Here is a 15380-nt window from a genome sequence, read left to right as displayed (position 1 = left end):
GAAGGCGTCCTGACCCCTTATACGGCCATCAGGTCCTTTTCTTTTTCGTCCGTGGCCTTGGTGATCTGAGCCTCGGCATCTTTGGTCAGTTTGTCGATATCAGCGACGGCACGACGCTCTTCGTCTTCGCTGATTTCCTTGTCCTTGACCAGTTTCTTCAGGTCACCCAAGGCATCGCGGCGAATGTTGCGCACGGCAACACGAGCGTCTTCGGCAGCACTGCGCGCCTGCTTGGTGAAGCCCTTGCGGGTTTCTTCGGTCAGGGCAGGCATGGAGATCAGCAGCAACTCGCCCAGGTTGGTCGGATTGAGGTTCAGACCAGCGCTCTGAATGGCCTTGTCGACGGCACCCAGCATGTTGCGTTCAAACGCGACGACTTGCAGGGTGCGCGAGTCTTTGACGGTGATGTTGGCGACGCTGCTGATAGGCGTATCGGAACCGTAGTAAGGCACCATCACGCTGCCCAGGATGCTCGGGTGAGCCTTGCCGGTGCGGATCTGACCGAATGCGTGGCTCAGGGATTCCAGGGATTTCTGCATACGCGCCTGGGCGTCTTTCTTGATTTCGTTGATCATTGTTGGCCTTCCTCGATCAGAGTCCCTTCTGCGCCGCCGTGTACGATATTCAGCAGGGCGCCGGGCTTGTTCATGTTAAATACGCGCAGCGGCATCTTGTGGTCGCGGCACAGGCAAATAGCCGTCAGGTCCATCACGCCCAGCTTGCGATCCAGCACTTCATCGTAGGTCAGATGATCGAACTTCTCGGCATGCGGGTCTTTGAATGGGTCTGCAGTGTACACACCGTCGACCTTGGTGGCTTTGAGCACCACGTCGGCATCGATTTCGATGGCACGCAGGCACGCAGCCGAATCGGTGGTGAAGAACGGGTTACCCGTACCGGCGGCAAAGATCACCACTTCCTTGGAGTTGAGGTGACGCATGGCTTTGCGACGATCATAGTGATCGGTCACACCGACCATGGAAATAGCCGACATCACGATAGCCGAGATATTGGCGCGCTCCAGGGCGTCGCGCATGGCCAGGCCGTTCATCACAGTGGCCAGCATGCCCATGTGATCGCCGGTAACGCGATCCATGCCGGCTGCGCTTAGGGCGGCACCACGGAACAGGTTGCCGCCGCCGATCACCAGGCCGACTTGCACGCCGATACCGACCAATTGGCCGACTTCCAGCGCCATGCGGTCGAGCACCTTGGGATCGATCCCGAACTCTTCCGAGCCCATCAGGGCCTCGCCGCTAAGCTTGAGTAGAATGCGTTTATAGCGAGCCTGATAACCACTGCCCTGCTGAGCCATTGCGAATCTCTCCTGCGGCGTATTTTTTAAAAATTCTTGGCGAACCGTTTACGGCTTGCGTTCACTCTAGCTGGACGCTGCTACAGCGCCATCGGAACACGGCTTTGTAAGCCAGTTCCGAAGGGAAACCAAATAAAATCGGCCTTCCCATTTGAAAAGAGGCTGCGCGCGTGAGCGGGCAGCCTCTTTCGGGCGACAGTTGAAAACTGTCTTATTGCTTGGCGGCAGCCAGCTGGGCAGCAACTTCTTCAGCGAAGTTGTCGACCGGCTTCTCGATGCCTTCGCCTACTTTGAAGTAAGTGAAGGAAACGATTTCAGCACCGGCTTTCTTGGCCAGTTCGCCAACCTTGATTTCAGGGTTCTTGACGAACGCCTGCTCAACCAGGCTTGCTTCAGCCAGGAACTTGCTGATACGGCCTTTGACCATGTTCTCAACAATGTTTTCTGGCTTGCCTTTGATTTTCTCTTCGTTCAGCTGCAGGAACACAGCTTTTTCACGCTCGATCGCTTCGGCAGACACTTCCGAAGGCAGCAGGAACTCAGGGTTGCTTGCAGCAACGTGCATAGCGATGTCTTTGGCCAGCTCAACGTCGCCGCCTTTCAGAACAACCGCTACACCGATTTTGTTGCCGTGCAGGTAACCACCAACCACATCACCTTCAACGCGAACCAGGCGACGGATGTTGACGTTTTCGCCAACCTTGCCGACCAGTACCAGGCGAGCAGCTTCTTGCGCTTCGATCAGAGGCTCAACAGTGGTCAGCTTCTCGGCGAATGCTTTTTCAACGCTCTCGGCAACGAATGCCTTGAAGTCGTCTTGCAGGGCCAGGAAGTCAGTCTGCGAGTTCACTTCCAGCAGCACTGCGGATTTACCGTCTTCCTTCAGAGCGATAGCGCCTTCGGCAGCTACGTTGCCTGCTTTCTTGGCAGCCTTGATGGCGCCGGAAGCACGCATGTCGTCGATGGCTTTTTCGATGTCGCCGCCGGCCTTGGTCAAGGCCTTTTTGCAATCCATCATGCCTTCGCCGGTACGCTCACGCAGTTCTTTAACCAACGCTGCAGTAATCTCTGCCATTTCAAAATCCTCTTGGATAGGTTTTCAACCATTCCACCCGATCAAACGGGCGATCAATTCTTCCCGAATCACCTTTGTAGACTGCTGCACGTTACAAGCGCTAGGTTGCGCCGCCACAAGTGGGAGCCGACAAACGGTTTTCGAGGTGGCAAAAAGGGGGCCAAGCCCCCTTTTTGCTTACTGAGTCAACGCCAGGGCGTCAATTACTCAGCTGCAGCGACCGGCGCTTCTTCAGCAGCGAACTCTACAGTGCCGCCGCCAACATTGTTGCGACCACGGATTACAGCGTCAGCCATCGAACCCATGTACAGCTGGATAGCGCGGATTGCGTCATCGTTGCCTGGGATGATGTAGTCAACGCCTTCCGGGCTGCTGTTGGTATCGACTACGCCGATAACCGGGATGCCCAGCTTGTTGGCTTCGGTGATCGCGATGCGCTCGTGATCAACGTCGATAACGAACAGTGCGTCAGGCAGACCGCCCATGTCCTTGATACCACCCAGGGAACGATCGAGCTTTTCCAGGTCACGGGAGCGCATCAGCGCTTCTTTCTTGGTCAGCTTGGCGAAAGTACCGTCTTCGGCTTGCACTTCAAGGTCACGCAGACGCTTGATGGAAGCACGGATGGTTTTGAAGTTGGTCAGCATGCCGCCCAACCAGCGGTGATCGACGTACGGCGAACCGCAACGTGCTGCTTCTTCAGCAACGATCTTGCCAGCGGAACGCTTGGTGCCGACGAACAGGATCTTGTTTTTGCCCTGGGCCAGACGCTCTACGAAAGTCAGAGCTTCGTTGAACATTGGCAGGGTTTTTTCAAGGTTGATGATGTGGATCTTGTTACGCGCGCCGAAAATGTACTTACCCATTTTCGGGTTCCAGTAACGGGTCTGGTGACCGAAGTGCACACCGGCCTTCAGCATATCGCGCATGTTGACTTGGGACATGATAGTTCCTTAATAAGTCGGGTTTGGCCTCCACGTATCCCAATGACCAACCAGCGGCAGCAAGGCCTCCGGCACCCAGGTCATCGTGTCGACACGTGTGTGGATTTAAGCTTCGCGGGGCATCCCCGGAAAGCGGCGCATTTTATACCACAGCATCGACGAAAACGAAACCCGCAATCACATTTGCCGTCGACCGCTTTCGTGTAAGCCCTTGAATAGAGCCCACTTGCCCCTACCCGATAGAGAGAAGCGATCATCAGAGGCTCATGATTTGACGCCAGCGTCTGTTAGAATCGCGTTTTTTGTGGCTTGTGCGAATTCTGTAACCTTTTGTCGCACGCCCGTAAACCGAATTGATTTCAGCGCGTTGCGCTAGAGAGAGCCTGTATGACCGTTAGTTTGAAAACCGCCGAAGACATCGCCGGCATGCGCATCGCCGGAAAACTGGCTGCCGACGTACTGGAAATGATCGCCGAACACGTCAAGCCCGGCGTTACCACCGAAACCCTGAACCAGATCTGCCACGACTATATCGTCAACGTGCAAGGCGCCATCCCCGCGCCGCTGAACTACAAGGGTTTCCCCAAGTCGATCTGCACCTCGGTCAACCACGTGGTCTGCCACGGGATTCCAGGCGACAAACCGTTGAAGGACGGCGACACCCTGAATATCGACGTCACCGTGATCAAGGACCGCTACTTCGGCGACACCAGCCGCATGTTCCACGTCGGCAACGTGCCGGTCTGGGCCGAGCGCCTGTCCCAGGTGACCCAGGAATGCATGTACAAGGCCATTGAAATCGTAAAACCCGGCTGCCGCCTGGGCGATATCGGTGAAGTGATCCAGAAGCATGCGGAAAAGAACGGTTTCTCCGTAGTCCGTGAATTCTGCGGCCACGGCATTGGCACCGTGTTCCACGAAGAGCCACAGATCCTGCACTACGGCCGCGCCGGCACCGGCATGGAACTCAAGGCAGGCATGACCTTCACCATCGAACCCATGATCAACCAGGGCAAGGCCGACACCAAGGTGCTGGGCGACGGCTGGACCGCCATCACCAAGGACCGCAAGCTCTCGGCGCAGTGGGAACACACCCTGCTGGTCACCGAGACCGGCTACGAGATCTTCACCCTGCGCGCCGACGATACGATTCCCCGCGTCTCCGCGTAAGGGCTGCACAGGTTTTCCCAACGGTGTAATGACTGACTGAATAGATAGAAAGGAAAGCCGATCGATGCCCCAGGTGGATCCCGAACTCTTCGACCGTGGCCAGTTCCAGGCCGAACTGGCCCTGAAGGCGAGCCCCATCGCCGCGTTCAAGAAGGCTATCCGTCACGCCCGCGAGGTGCTCGATGAGCGCTTTCGTAGCGGCCGGGAGATCCGCCGGCTGATCGAGGACCGCGCCTGGTTCGTCGACAACATCCTGCAAAAGGCCTGGGAACAGTTCAGTTGGAGCGAAGACGCCGACATCGCTCTGGTAGCGGTCGGCGGCTACGGTCGTGGTGAACTGCACCCCTACTCGGACATCGACCTGCTGATCCTGCTGGACAGCGCCGATCATGAGATCTTTCGCGATTCCATCGAGCGCTTTCTCACACTGTTGTGGGACATCGGCCTGGAAGTCGGCCAGAGCGTACGTTCGGTGGATGAATGCGCCGAAGAGGCCCGCGCCGACCTCACCGTCATCACCAACCTGATGGAAAGCCGCACCATCGCCGGCCCCGAGCGTCTGCGCCAGCGCATGCTCGAAGTCACCAGCACCGCGCACATGTGGCCCAGCAAGGACTTCTTCCTGGCCAAGCGCGCCGAGCAAAAAGCCCGGCATCACAAGTACAACGACACCGAGTACAACCTGGAACCCAACGTCAAGGGCTCGCCCGGCGGGCTGCGGGATATCCAGACGATCCTGTGGGTGGCTCGCCGCCAGTACGGCACCCTGAACCTGCGCGCCCTGGCTGGCGAAGGGTTCCTGGTGGAGAGCGAAAACGCCCTGCTGGCCTCCTCTCAGGAGTTCCTGTGGAAAGTCCGCTACGCCCTGCACATGCTTGCCGGGCGCTCCGAAGACCGCCTGCTGTTCGATCACCAGCGCTCCATCGCCACCCTGCTGGGGTTTGAAGGCGAGGACGCGAAGACCAGCATCGAAAGCTTCATGCAGCAGTACTACCGGGTGGTCATGAGCATTGCCCAGCTCAGCGACCTGATCATCCAGCACTTCGAAGAAGTGATCCTGGCCCCCGAAGACGAGGCGCCGCCGCAACCGATCAACGCGCGTTTCCAACTGCACGATGGCTATATCGAGGCGCGCAACGACAATGTGTTCCGCCGTACGCCGTTCGCCATGCTGGAGATCTTCGTACTGATGGCGCAGCAGCCGGAAATCAAAGGCGTGCGCGCCGATACCATCCGCCTGCTGCGAGAAAACCGTCACTTGATCGACGACGATTTCCGCAACGATATCCGCAACACCAGCCTGTTTATCGAGCTGTTCAAGTGCAAGATCGGCATCCACCGCAACCTGCGCCGCATGAACCGCTACGGCATCCTCGGGCGCTACCTGCCGGAGTTCGGCTTTATCGTCGGGCAGATGCAACATGACCTGTTCCACATCTATACCGTGGACGCCCACACCCTGAACCTGATCAAGCACCTGCGTAAGTTGCAGTACACCCAGGTGTCAGAGAAATTCCCGCTGGCCAGTAAGCTGATGGCCAAGCTGCCCAAGCCCGAACTGATCTACCTGGCCGGGCTGTACCACGACATCGGCAAGGGCCGGCATGGCGATCACTCGGAAGTCGGAGCCGTTGACGCCGAGGCGTTCTGCCAGCGCCATCAGTTGCCCGTGTGGGACAGCCGTCTGATCGTTTGGCTGGTGCAAAACCACCTGGTGATGTCGACCACCGCCCAGCGCAAGGACTTGTCCGACCCGCAGGTGATCCACGACTTTGCCGGGATCGTTGGCGATGAGACCCGCCTCGACTACCTCTACGTGCTCACCGTTTCCGATATCAACGCCACCAACCCGACGCTGTGGAACTCGTGGCGCGCCAGCCTGTTGCGCCAGCTGTACACCGAGACCAAGCGTGCGCTGCGTCGTGGCCTGGAAAACCCGGTGGACCGTGAAGAGCAGATCCGCCGCACCCAAAGCGCGGCCCTGGACATCCTGGTGCGCGGCGGCAATGACCCGGACGACGTCGAGCAATTGTGGTCGCAACTGGGGGACGATTACTTCCTGCGCCACACCGCCGGCGACGTGGCCTGGCACAGTGACGCAATCCTGCAACAACCGGCTGATGGCGGCCCGTTGGTGCTGATCAAGGAAACCACCCAGCGCGAGTTCGAGGGCGGCACGCAGATTTTCATCTACGCACCGGACCAGCACGACTTCTTCGCGGTGACCGTGGCGGCCATGGACCAGCTCAACCTGAACATCCATGACGCGCGCGTGATCACCTCCAGCAGCCAGTTCACCCTCGACACCTACATCGTGCTCGACACCGAGGGCGAGTCCATCGGTGACAACCCGGCGCGGGTGAAAAAGATCCGCGAAGGCTTGACCGACGCTCTGCGCAACCCGGATGACTATCCGACCATCATCCAGCGTCGCGTGCCGCGCCAGCTCAAGCATTTTGCGTTTGCGCCCCAGGTGACCATTTCCAACGACGCCCAGCGCCCGGTGACGGTGTTGGAACTCAGCGCACCAGACCGTCCGGGCCTGCTGGCGCGTATCGGTGGGATTTTCCTGGAGTTCGACCTGTCGTTGCAAAACGCCAAGATTGCGACCCTCGGCGAACGGGTGGAAGACGTGTTCTTCATCACCGACGCCGACAACCAACCGCTGTCCGACCCTGAGCTGTGCTTGCGCTTGCAGGCCGCCATCGTCGAGCAGTTGAGCGTGACCCAGGAGCCCGGCGTCGAATTGACACGCCTGACGATATGACACCCGATTTCACTGTGTGAGCGGGCTTGTGTGGGAGGGGGCTTGCCCCCGATAGCGGTGTGCCAGCCAGCAATTTCTTGACTGATATACCGCCATCGGGGGCAAGCCCCCTCCCACATAAGAATCGCTTAGCCCAGCAGACCGCATGCTTTCAACCGAATTGAACGAGATTTTCCATGAACAACGCCCTGAACCAGCTCCAGCCCTACCCGTTCGAGAAACTGCGCGCCCTGCTGGGCAGCGTCACGCCGAACCCGAATAAGCGCCCCATTGCGCTGTCCATCGGCGAGCCCAAGCACAAGTCCCCGGAGTTCGTCGCCAAAGCCCTGGCCGACAACCTCGACCAGATGGCGGTCTACCCCACCACCCTGGGTATCCCGGCCCTGCGCGAAGCCATCGGCACCTGGTGCGAACGTCGCTTCAACGTGCCTAAAGGCTGGCTCGACCCGGCGCGCAATATCCTGCCGGTCAACGGCACCCGTGAAGCGCTGTTTGCCTTCACCCAAACCGTGGTCAACCGTGGCGATGACGCGCTGGTGGTGAGCCCGAACCCGTTCTACCAAATCTACGAAGGTGCCGCGTTCCTCGCCGGCGCCAAACCGCACTACTTGCCGTGCCTTGACGCCAATGGCTTCAACCCGGATTTCGACGCGGTGACACCGGACATCTGGAAACGCTGCCAGATCCTGTTCCTGTGCTCCCCCGGCAACCCCACCGGCGCACTAATCCCGGTCGATACCCTGAAAAAGCTCATTGCCCTGGCCGATGAATACGACTTCGTAATCGCTGCCGACGAGTGCTACAGCGAACTGTACTTCGACGAGCAAACCCCGCCGCCCGGCCTGCTGAGCGCCTGCGTCGAACTGGGTCGCCAGGACTTCAAGCGTTGCGTGGTGTTCCACAGCCTGTCCAAGCGCTCCAACTTGCCGGGCCTGCGCTCCGGTTTTGTCGCCGGCGACGCCGACATCCTCAAGGCCTTCCTGCTGTACCGCACCTACCACGGCTGCGCGATGCCGGTGCAAACCCAGCTGGCGAGCATCGCTGCCTGGCAGGACGAAGCCCACGTACAGGCCAACCGTGACCTGTACCGGGAAAAATTCGATGCCGTATTGGCAATTCTCAAGCCGGTGCTTGATGTACAGAGCCCTGATGGCGGCTTTTATCTGTGGCCGAATGTGAATGGCGACGACGCTGCGTTCTGCCGTGATCTGTTCGTGGAAGAACATGTGACGGTAGTGCCTGGCTCGTACCTGTCCCGCGAAGTGGACGGTTTCAACCCAGGCGCCGGCCGCGTGCGCATGGCGCTGGTTGCGCCGTTGGCGGAGTGCGTGGAAGCGGCGGAGCGGATTCGCGACTTTATTCAACGTCGCCACTGAACAGCAGCCCGCGTTTATCTCAGGTAAACACGGGCTTACAGATTCGGACCGTTTGATCGGAACGCTCCTGCGACTTGGACGAATAAATCCATACATTCGTCCTCATTAGTCGCAGGCAAACCACCATGATAACTCCCACCCCGACAGCCGCTTTTCATTACCAGCCCGCTGCCTTATCCGGCGAAAATGCTGCCGATTCAGCACAACCCCTTTCCAGAAGCCGACGCAACATTGGCGAGCCCGCCAAATATTGGCCCCAAAACAGCACGATAAAAATCGCCATGTATGACTACGACATGGACGATCCATACGTATTGGCCGTCAAGAAAGCCGCCAGCGAATGGCTGCCCCACATCAATCTGAAGTTCGAGTTCGTGCCTGGAGAGGAAGGCGACGTTCGCATTACTCAGAATATGAAAAATGAAGGAGGGGGCAGCTCAGCCATAGGGACAAAGGCGCTCGATATGAATCCCGCAAGCCCCAGCATGTCATTGCCAAGGGACCATAATCACCCCCGTTTCAATTACGTGGTGATGCATGAATTCGGTCATATGCTCGGCGCTCATCATGCCCATCAACACCCTGATGCCAATATTCCGTGGGATATGGACAAAGTGTATGAGGGCTATAACCGTATCGCCGAGCTAGACCGGCAAGGGGTGCAAAAAGACGTGCTCCCTCTGCCTCGCTCCAACCAATACGACTTCTTGCCCTACGATGGCGACTCGGTCATGCACTATGAAATCAGTCCCACACTGACACACGGCAACTGGGGCCAGTCTGAAAACTGGTCGTTGAGCGATGGAGACATCGCTTGGGCTAAAAAAGCCTATCCCAAAGCGACATCCACTATTTCTTGAGCCCCAGATTCGCCTCACTCATATCCAACTCCGCCAACACCTCCCTCAAAACGTCATCACCAATCTGGTGGTGACGGCTCAAGCTATACAACTCCAAGCGCTGTGCCCGCAAAGCCTTGAGGCGCAATTTGCGCTCAAGTTGATCCATCTGCTGGGCCAGGGCCTGGGCCTCGGCCGAGTCGTTGAACACTTCCAACTGATGGCGATACTCCGACATCAGGCGCGCCTTCAACTCCGTCGCCAACGCGGCCTGGGCAGCGTCCGGGGTTTCAGCTTCCGTGGGTTCTTCGGCTTCCAGAGCATGGATCGCTGCCACAGCGGTCTTTTTCCATGCCTCACGAATCTCCTTGTGACGCTTCTCATCCGGGCTTTTTTCTATGCCGCGCAACAGCAGTGGCAATGCGATACAGGCAGCGACCAGCGACAACAGAATCACACCTGCGGCGATAAAGATCAGCAGATCACGCTCGGGAAAGTCCTGGCCTGGAGCCAGCAGCAACGGCACCGACATGACACCGGCCAGCGTCACCGCACCCCGCACACCACCGACGGTCAGCAGCCAGCAAGAGCGTGCGGTCGGCACCAACGTAAGCTCACTTTTGCCGCGCAACCTGCGCAGCAAGCCCGACAGGCGCCAGATGCTTTGCACCCAGATAAACCGCAGCAGCACCAATACCAGGAAGATCGCAATCACATCCAGGCAACGATAGAACAGGGTCGGCCACAGGGTGGGCTCGTGACTCACCACGGCCTTGATAATGTCCGGCAGTTGCAAGCCCAGCAGCAGGAAGATCAAGCCATTGAAGGAAAACTCCAGTAACGACCACACACTGCGATTGAGCAGCCGCGTACTGGTCTGGCGCGGCAACAGGTCGAGCCAGCTTTGCATCATGCCCGCCGCTACCGCCGAGAGAATGCCCGAGGCGCCAAGGCGTTCAGCCAGTACATAGGCGGCAAACGGCAGCAACAACATGAACACCACATGGGTTGCCGGATCATCCCAACCCCGCGCGATCATCCACGCGCGCAAGCGACCCACCAGCCAGCTCAACGCCACACCCACCGCCAAGCCGCCGACGGCCACCAGGACGAACGTGAGGCTGGCATCCGCCAGGGAAAACACCCCGGTCAACGCCGCTGCCAGGGCAAACTTGAACGTCACCAGGCCCGACGCATCATTCATCAAGGCCTCGCCCTGCAACATATGCATCAGCGGCGTGGGCAAGCGGTTCTGGGAAATGGCTGACACCGCCACGGCATCCGTCGGCGACAAAACCGCCGCCAAAGCGAAGGCCACCGGCAGCGGGATCGTAGGCAATATCCAATGAATGAAATAACCGGCGCCGACCACGGTGAACAGCACCAGCCCCACCGCCAACGTCAGGATCGGCCCGCGCAGGCGCCACAGCTCACGCTTGGGCATGCGCCAACCATCGGAGAACAACAGCGGCGGCAAGAACAGAAACAGAAACAACTCCGGGTCCAGCGCCACATGCAGGCCCAAAGTAGGCCACGCCAGCAAGGCCCCCGCAGCAATTTGTACCAAGGGTAACGGCAACGGAATGATACGCCCGACCAGACGCGAAACGCTGACCAGCATCAGCAGGATTAGAACGGTGTAGGCGGTTTGCATAACGCGGGATTCCCAGACTATCGACTTGCAACGGCACACATCAGGCAACAACTCGCCATTGGAGTGCCATATTAGTCGCATATGCTAGCGCGGGCATTTGCACATAAGTCGCACTCCCGCATGACGAGGGGCACCAGAGCCGGCTGGTCGTGGCATAATCCGTGACCTTTCGTTTCCATTGGTCCAAAGGGGGCAATTCCTTGACCGCTTCAAGCAAAACGTTGCACCTTTTCGGCATCAAAGCCTGCGACACCATGAAAAAGGCGCGCACCTGGCTCGATGAGCACGCTGTGAGCTATGAGTTCCACGACTATAAAACGGCCGGTATCGACCGCGAACACTTGACCCAATGGTGCAACGAGCACGGTTGGCAGGTGGTTTTGAACCGTGCGGGCACCACCTTTCGCAAACTCGAAGACGAACGCAAAGCCGATCTCGATCAGTCGAAAGCCATTGAATTGATGCTCGCACAACCCTCGATGATCAAGCGCCCAGTGCTGGATCTCGGTGACAGAACCCTGATTGGCTTCAAGCCAGATAGTTATTCGGCGGCCCTCAAGTAGGCCAGCCCTTTCCATTTTTGTAGAGGTAACAGCATGTCCAATTCCCTGTTCAGCCTGGGCTTCGGCGTCGGCACTCAGAACCGCCAAGGTGCTTGGCTGGAAGTGTTTTACGCACAACCCTTGCTCAACCCATCGGCAGAAATCGTCGCCGCCATCGCGCCGATCCTGGGCTACACCGAAGGCAACCAGGCCATCACGTTCACCATCAGCCAGGCGTTGCAACTGGCTGACGCCCTCAAGAATGTCGACGCCACCCAGGCCGCACTGCTCAATCGCCTGGCTGAAAGCCACACCCCGCTGGTCGCCACCCTGCTGGCCGAAGACGCCGCACTGACTTCCACCCCCGAGGCCTACCTCAAGCTGCACCTGCTGTCCCATCGCCTGGTCAAGCCGCACGGCCTGAGCCTGGCCGGTGTGTTCCCGCAACTGCCGAACGTTGCGTGGACCAGCCAGGGCGCCATCGACATCAGCGAACTGGCCGAACGCCAGCTGGAAGCGCGCCTGCGTGGCGAGCTGCTGGAAGTGTTCTCGGTGGACAAGTTCCCGAAAATGACCGACTACGTGGTGCCGGCTGGCGTGCGTATCGCAGACGCCGCACGTATTCGCCTGGGCGCCTACGTCGGCGAAGGCACCACCGTGATGCACGAAGGTTTCGTCAACTTCAACGCGGGCACCGAAGGCCCGGGCATGATCGAAGGCCGTGTGTCGGCTGGCGTGTTCGTCGGCAAGGGCTCGGACCTGGGCGGCGGTTGCTCGACCATGGGCACCCTGTCGGGTGGCGGCAACATCGTGATCAAGGTCGGCGAAGGCTGCCTGATCGGCGCCAACGCCGGTATCGGTATCCCGTTGGGCGACCGCAACACCGTGGAATCGGGCCTGTACGTCACCGCCGGCACCAAGGTGGCCCTGCTGGACGAGCAGAACCAACTGGTCAAAGTGGTCAAGGCACGTGAACTGGCCGGCCAGCCGGACCTGCTGTTCCGCCGCAACTCTGTAACCGGTGCCGTGGAGTGCAAAACCCACAAATCGGCCATCGAACTGAACGAAGCGCTGCACGCTCACAACTAAGCAGCCACTCGATGCCACTAGCGAGCCCCGCTCCTGGGGCTCGTTTATACGAGTCTTGAACACCATGCTTGTACCCTCCCCCTGGCGCGCCGATTTCCCGGCCATCGCTACCCTGCAACGGCAAGACCAGACCTATCTGGACAACGCCGCCACCACCCAAAAGCCCCAGGCCCTGTTGGATGCCATCAGCCATTACTACGCCAATGGCGCAGCCAATGTGCACCGTGCCCAGCATCTGCCGGGCGCCCATGCGACCCAGGCCTTCGAAGACAGTCGCAGCAAGGTCGCGCAGTGGTTGAACGCAGGTGACAGCGGGCAGATCGTGTTCACCCACGGCGCAACCTCTGCGCTGAACCTCTTGGCCTACGGCCTTGAGCATCTATTCAATGCGGGCGATGAAATTGTCATCAGCGCCCTGGAACACCACGCCAACCTGCTGCCCTGGCAGCAACTGGCCAAGCGTCGCGCCCTGGAACTGGTGGTGCTGCCGCTGGATGACGACGGCGTGATTGACCTCGCCGCCGCTGCCGAATTGATCGGCCCGCGCACGCGTCTGCTGGCGGTGAGCCAGTTGTCCAATGTGCTCGGCGTCTGGCAGCCGCTGGAAGCCCTGCTCGCCCTGGCCCGGCCCCATGGCGCATTGACCGTGGTCGACGGTGCCCAAGGCATCGTCCATGGTCGCCACGACGTGCAGGCGTTGGGTTGCGATTTCTATGTATTTTCCAGCCACAAGCTGTACGGCCCGGATGGCGTCGGCGTGCTGTTTGGCCGCAACGAAGCCCTGCATCACCTGCGTCACTGGCAGTTTGGTGGCGAGATGGTGCAACTGGCCGACTACCACAGCGCCAGCTTTCGCCCGGCGCCGCTGGGTTTCGAAGCAGGCACGCCGCCGATTGCCAGCGTGATCGGCCTGGGCGCCAGCCTGGATTACCTGAGTTCGTTGGACCCAGCGGCAGTCGTCGCCCATGAAGCGGCCTTGCATGACTACCTGCTGCGCGGCCTCAGGGCGCGCAAGGGTGTGCAGGTGCTGGGCTCACCCCAAGTGGCGCTGGTGAGTTTTGTGGTTGAAGGCGTGCATAACGCCGACCTTGCGCACCTGCTGACCGAGCAAGGCATTGCCGTACGCGCCGGCCATCATTGCGCGATGCCGTTGCTCAAGGCGATGCACTTGTCGGGGGCGATACGTGTGTCGCTGGCGCTGTATAACGATTCCGATGACCTGGAACGCTTTTTTGAAGCCCTGGACCAGGCGCTGGATATGCTGCGATGAGCTTGCCGGTTGACGCCGTGAACGCCCTTGAAGCCTTTCAGGCCGTCGGTAGCTGGGAGCAACGCGCGCGCCTGCTGATGCAATGGGGCGAGCGCATGCCTGCCCTGGCAGCGGAAGACAAAGTCGATGCCAACCTGGTGCAGGGTTGTGAAAGCCTGGTGTGGCTGGTCGGGCATTTGCGAGATGGCCACTGGCAGTTCGCCGCCAGCAGCGAGGCACGGATGATTCGCGGGTTGGTGGCGTTGCTGCTGGCGCGGGTGAATGGGCTCTCTGCCGCCGAGTTGCAGGCGGTGGACTTACCCGACTGGTTCAATCAATTGGGGCTTTCCCGCCAGCTGTCACCGTCTCGAAGCAATGGCTTGAATGCTGTATTGCAGCGCATGCGAGCATTGAGCCTTACACAAGGCTAAATGTGGGAGGGGGCTTGCCCCCGATAGCGGTGGATCAGTCAACTTATTCAGTGACTGACACCCTGCAATCGGGGGCAAGCCCCCTCCCACATTTTGATTTGTGCTGGGCAGTGAGATTTAGGTGGGCTTGACCCGCTCCGAAGGCCTGCGCACACCGGCCACGATCTTGTCCACCGCCTTGGTCGCCGCGACCATGCCGAAGGTGGCTGTGACCATCATCACCGCGCCAAACCCACCCGCGCAGTCGAGCTTCACCCCGTCGCCGACAAAACTCTTTTGCAAACAAATGCTGCCGTCCGGCTTGGGATAGCGCAGTTGCTCGGTGGAAAACACACACGGCACGCTGTAGTGACGGGTCACGGTGCGCGAGAAGCCGTAGTCGCGGCGCAGGGTTGAACGCACTTTCGAGGCCAGCGGGTCATTGAAGGTGCGGTTCAGGTCGCATACCTGGATCAGCGTCGGGTCGATCTGCCCGCCGGCGCCGCCGGTGGTGATGATCTGGATCTTGCGGCGCTTGCACCAGGCGATCAGCGCGGCCTTGGCGTTGACCGCGTCGATGCAGTCGATCACGCAATCAATGTTGGGCGTGATGTATTCGGCCATGGTGTCGCGGGTCACGAAATCCGCCACCGCGTGCACCGTGCAGTCCGGGTTGATGCCACGCAGGCGCTCGGCCATCACCTCGACCTTGGGCTTGCCCACGGTGCTGTCCAGCGCATGCAACTGACGGTTGCTGTTGCTCACGCAGACGTCGTCCAGGTCAAACAGCGAAATCTCGCCCACCCCACACCGGGCCATGGCTTCCGCCGCCCACGAGCCCACGCCGCCGACGCCGACGATCGCCACATGGGCCGCCTTCAAGCGTTCCAGGCCTTCAATGCCATACAAGCGGGCGACGCCTGCAAACCGTGGATCTTCTGTACTCATGA

The 15380-nt window shown here is 59.6% G+C and carries 14 protein-coding genes; 8 read left to right on the top strand and 6 right to left on the bottom strand.

Annotated features, from left to right (window positions below; all coding sequences use genetic code 11):
• Positions 1 to 17 precede the first annotated feature (17 nt).
• The 4 genes from frr to rpsB all read right to left on the bottom strand — a co-directional run bounded on the left by frr (position 18) and on the right by rpsB (position 3334).
• Entirely contained in the window at positions 18 to 575 is a 558-nt protein-coding gene (frr, locus tag DYL61_RS11030; RefSeq protein WP_105520590.1) for a ribosome recycling factor, read from the bottom strand.
• Positions 572 to 1315, bottom strand: coding sequence for a UMP kinase (gene pyrH, locus DYL61_RS11025; protein ID WP_105520591.1), 744 nt, complete (start codon positions 1313 to 1315; stop codon positions 572 to 574). Before pyrH ends, frr begins: the two co-directional genes overlap by 4 nt.
• A gap of 211 nt (positions 1316 to 1526) precedes the next feature.
• The gene (gene tsf, locus DYL61_RS11020) at positions 1527 to 2390 is read right to left on the bottom strand and encodes a translation elongation factor Ts (protein ID WP_105696270.1); all 864 of its coding nucleotides are present in this window, start codon (positions 2388 to 2390) and stop codon (positions 1527 to 1529) included.
• A gap of 203 nt (positions 2391 to 2593) precedes the next feature.
• Positions 2594 to 3334, bottom strand: a complete 741-nt coding sequence (gene rpsB, locus DYL61_RS11015; RefSeq protein ID WP_029297291.1) for a 30S ribosomal protein S2 — start codon at positions 3332 to 3334, stop codon at positions 2594 to 2596.
• A 387-nt stretch (positions 3335 to 3721) separates the two neighbouring features.
• Here rpsB and map point away from each other — a divergent pair, with 387 nt between their 5' ends.
• The 4 genes from map (at position 3722) to DYL61_RS10995 (ending at position 9507) form a co-directional block, all read left to right on the top strand.
• On the top strand, positions 3722 to 4504 hold the full coding sequence (map, locus tag DYL61_RS11010; RefSeq protein WP_016975842.1) for a type I methionyl aminopeptidase: 783 nt from the start codon (positions 3722 to 3724) through the stop codon (positions 4502 to 4504).
• Between the two features lie 64 nt (positions 4505 to 4568).
• On the top strand, positions 4569 to 7271 hold the full coding sequence (locus DYL61_RS11005; protein WP_135308357.1) for a [protein-PII] uridylyltransferase: 2703 nt from the start codon (positions 4569 to 4571) through the stop codon (positions 7269 to 7271).
• Positions 7272 to 7447: 176 nt separating this feature from the next.
• Positions 7448 to 8647 carry a succinyldiaminopimelate transaminase gene (dapC, locus tag DYL61_RS11000; RefSeq protein WP_135308356.1) on the top strand — a complete coding sequence of 400 codons (1200 nt, stop codon included), beginning with the start codon at positions 7448 to 7450 and terminating at the stop codon, positions 8645 to 8647.
• Positions 8648 to 8772: 125 nt separating this feature from the next.
• Positions 8773 to 9507, top strand: coding sequence for a matrixin family metalloprotease (locus DYL61_RS10995; RefSeq protein ID WP_135308355.1), 735 nt, complete (start codon positions 8773 to 8775; stop codon positions 9505 to 9507).
• Here DYL61_RS10995 and DYL61_RS10990 read toward each other — a convergent pair.
• Positions 9497 to 11140: a Na+/H+ antiporter gene (locus DYL61_RS10990; RefSeq protein ID WP_135308354.1), complete on the bottom strand. Its 1644-nt coding sequence runs from the start codon at positions 11138 to 11140 to the stop codon at positions 9497 to 9499. The genes DYL61_RS10995 and DYL61_RS10990 overlap by 11 nt on opposite strands.
• Positions 11141 to 11394: 254 nt before the next feature.
• Here DYL61_RS10990 and DYL61_RS10985 point away from each other — a divergent pair, with 254 nt between their 5' ends.
• The 4 genes from DYL61_RS10985 (at position 11395) to DYL61_RS10970 (ending at position 14451) form a co-directional block, all read left to right on the top strand.
• Complete coding sequence (locus DYL61_RS10985) at positions 11395 to 11703, top strand: arsenate reductase (RefSeq protein ID WP_231982825.1); 309 nt, start codon at positions 11395 to 11397, stop codon at positions 11701 to 11703.
• A 33-nt stretch (positions 11704 to 11736) separates the two neighbouring features.
• Entirely contained in the window at positions 11737 to 12771 is a 1035-nt protein-coding gene (dapD, locus tag DYL61_RS10980; RefSeq protein WP_135308353.1) for a 2,3,4,5-tetrahydropyridine-2,6-dicarboxylate N-succinyltransferase, read from the top strand.
• 64 nt (positions 12772 to 12835) lie between these two features.
• On the top strand, positions 12836 to 14041 hold the full coding sequence (locus DYL61_RS10975) for an aminotransferase class V-fold PLP-dependent enzyme (RefSeq protein WP_135308352.1): 1206 nt from the start codon (positions 12836 to 12838) through the stop codon (positions 14039 to 14041).
• Positions 14038 to 14451, top strand: a complete 414-nt coding sequence (locus DYL61_RS10970) for a SufE family protein (RefSeq protein WP_135308351.1) — start codon at positions 14038 to 14040, stop codon at positions 14449 to 14451. Before DYL61_RS10975 ends, DYL61_RS10970 begins: the two co-directional genes overlap by 4 nt.
• Positions 14452 to 14568: 117 nt before the next feature.
• Here the strand turns inward: DYL61_RS10970 and tcdA are convergent, their stop codons facing one another.
• The gene (tcdA, locus tag DYL61_RS10965) at positions 14569 to 15378 is read right to left on the bottom strand and encodes a tRNA cyclic N6-threonylcarbamoyladenosine(37) synthase TcdA (protein WP_052198936.1); all 810 of its coding nucleotides are present in this window, start codon (positions 15376 to 15378) and stop codon (positions 14569 to 14571) included.
• Positions 15379 to 15380 lie beyond the last annotated feature (2 nt).

Origin of the sequence: Pseudomonas nabeulensis (genome assembly GCF_004682045.1) — a bacterium.
In the GTDB taxonomy this organism is placed as follows: Bacteria; Pseudomonadota; Gammaproteobacteria; order Pseudomonadales; family Pseudomonadaceae; genus Aquipseudomonas; species Aquipseudomonas nabeulensis.
Note: the sequence above shows the minus strand (reverse complement) of the source record. Positions and strands in the feature narration are given on the sequence as shown.

Bases quoted from the DNA above. Each gene is read 5' to 3' on its own strand.
- frr (WP_105520590.1), bottom strand. From the start codon at position 575: ATGATCAACGAAATCAAGAAAGACGCCCAGGCGCGTATGCAGAAATCC.
- pyrH (WP_105520591.1), bottom strand. From the start codon at position 1,315: ATGGCTCAGCAGGGCAGTGGTTATCAGGCTCGCTATAAACGCATTCTA.
- tsf (WP_105696270.1), bottom strand. From the start codon at position 2,390: ATGGCAGAGATTACTGCAGCGTTGGTTAAAGAACTGCGTGAGCGTACC.
- rpsB (WP_029297291.1), bottom strand. From the start codon at position 3,334: ATGTCCCAAGTCAACATGCGCGATATGCTGAAGGCCGGTGTGCACTTC.
- map (WP_016975842.1), top strand. From the start codon at position 3,722: ATGACCGTTAGTTTGAAAACCGCCGAAGACATCGCCGGCATGCGCATC.
- DYL61_RS11005 (WP_135308357.1), top strand. From the start codon at position 4,569: ATGCCCCAGGTGGATCCCGAACTCTTCGACCGTGGCCAGTTCCAGGCC.
- dapC (WP_135308356.1), top strand. From the start codon at position 7,448: ATGAACAACGCCCTGAACCAGCTCCAGCCCTACCCGTTCGAGAAACTG.
- DYL61_RS10995 (WP_135308355.1), top strand. From the start codon at position 8,773: ATGATAACTCCCACCCCGACAGCCGCTTTTCATTACCAGCCCGCTGCC.
- DYL61_RS10990 (WP_135308354.1), bottom strand. From the start codon at position 11,140: ATGCAAACCGCCTACACCGTTCTAATCCTGCTGATGCTGGTCAGCGTT.
- DYL61_RS10985 (WP_231982825.1), top strand. From the start codon at position 11,395: ATGAAAAAGGCGCGCACCTGGCTCGATGAGCACGCTGTGAGCTATGAG.
- dapD (WP_135308353.1), top strand. From the start codon at position 11,737: ATGTCCAATTCCCTGTTCAGCCTGGGCTTCGGCGTCGGCACTCAGAAC.
- DYL61_RS10975 (WP_135308352.1), top strand. From the start codon at position 12,836: ATGCTTGTACCCTCCCCCTGGCGCGCCGATTTCCCGGCCATCGCTACC.
- DYL61_RS10970 (WP_135308351.1), top strand. From the start codon at position 14,038: ATGAGCTTGCCGGTTGACGCCGTGAACGCCCTTGAAGCCTTTCAGGCC.
- tcdA (WP_052198936.1), bottom strand. From the start codon at position 15,378: ATGAGTACAGAAGATCCACGGTTTGCAGGCGTCGCCCGCTTGTATGGC.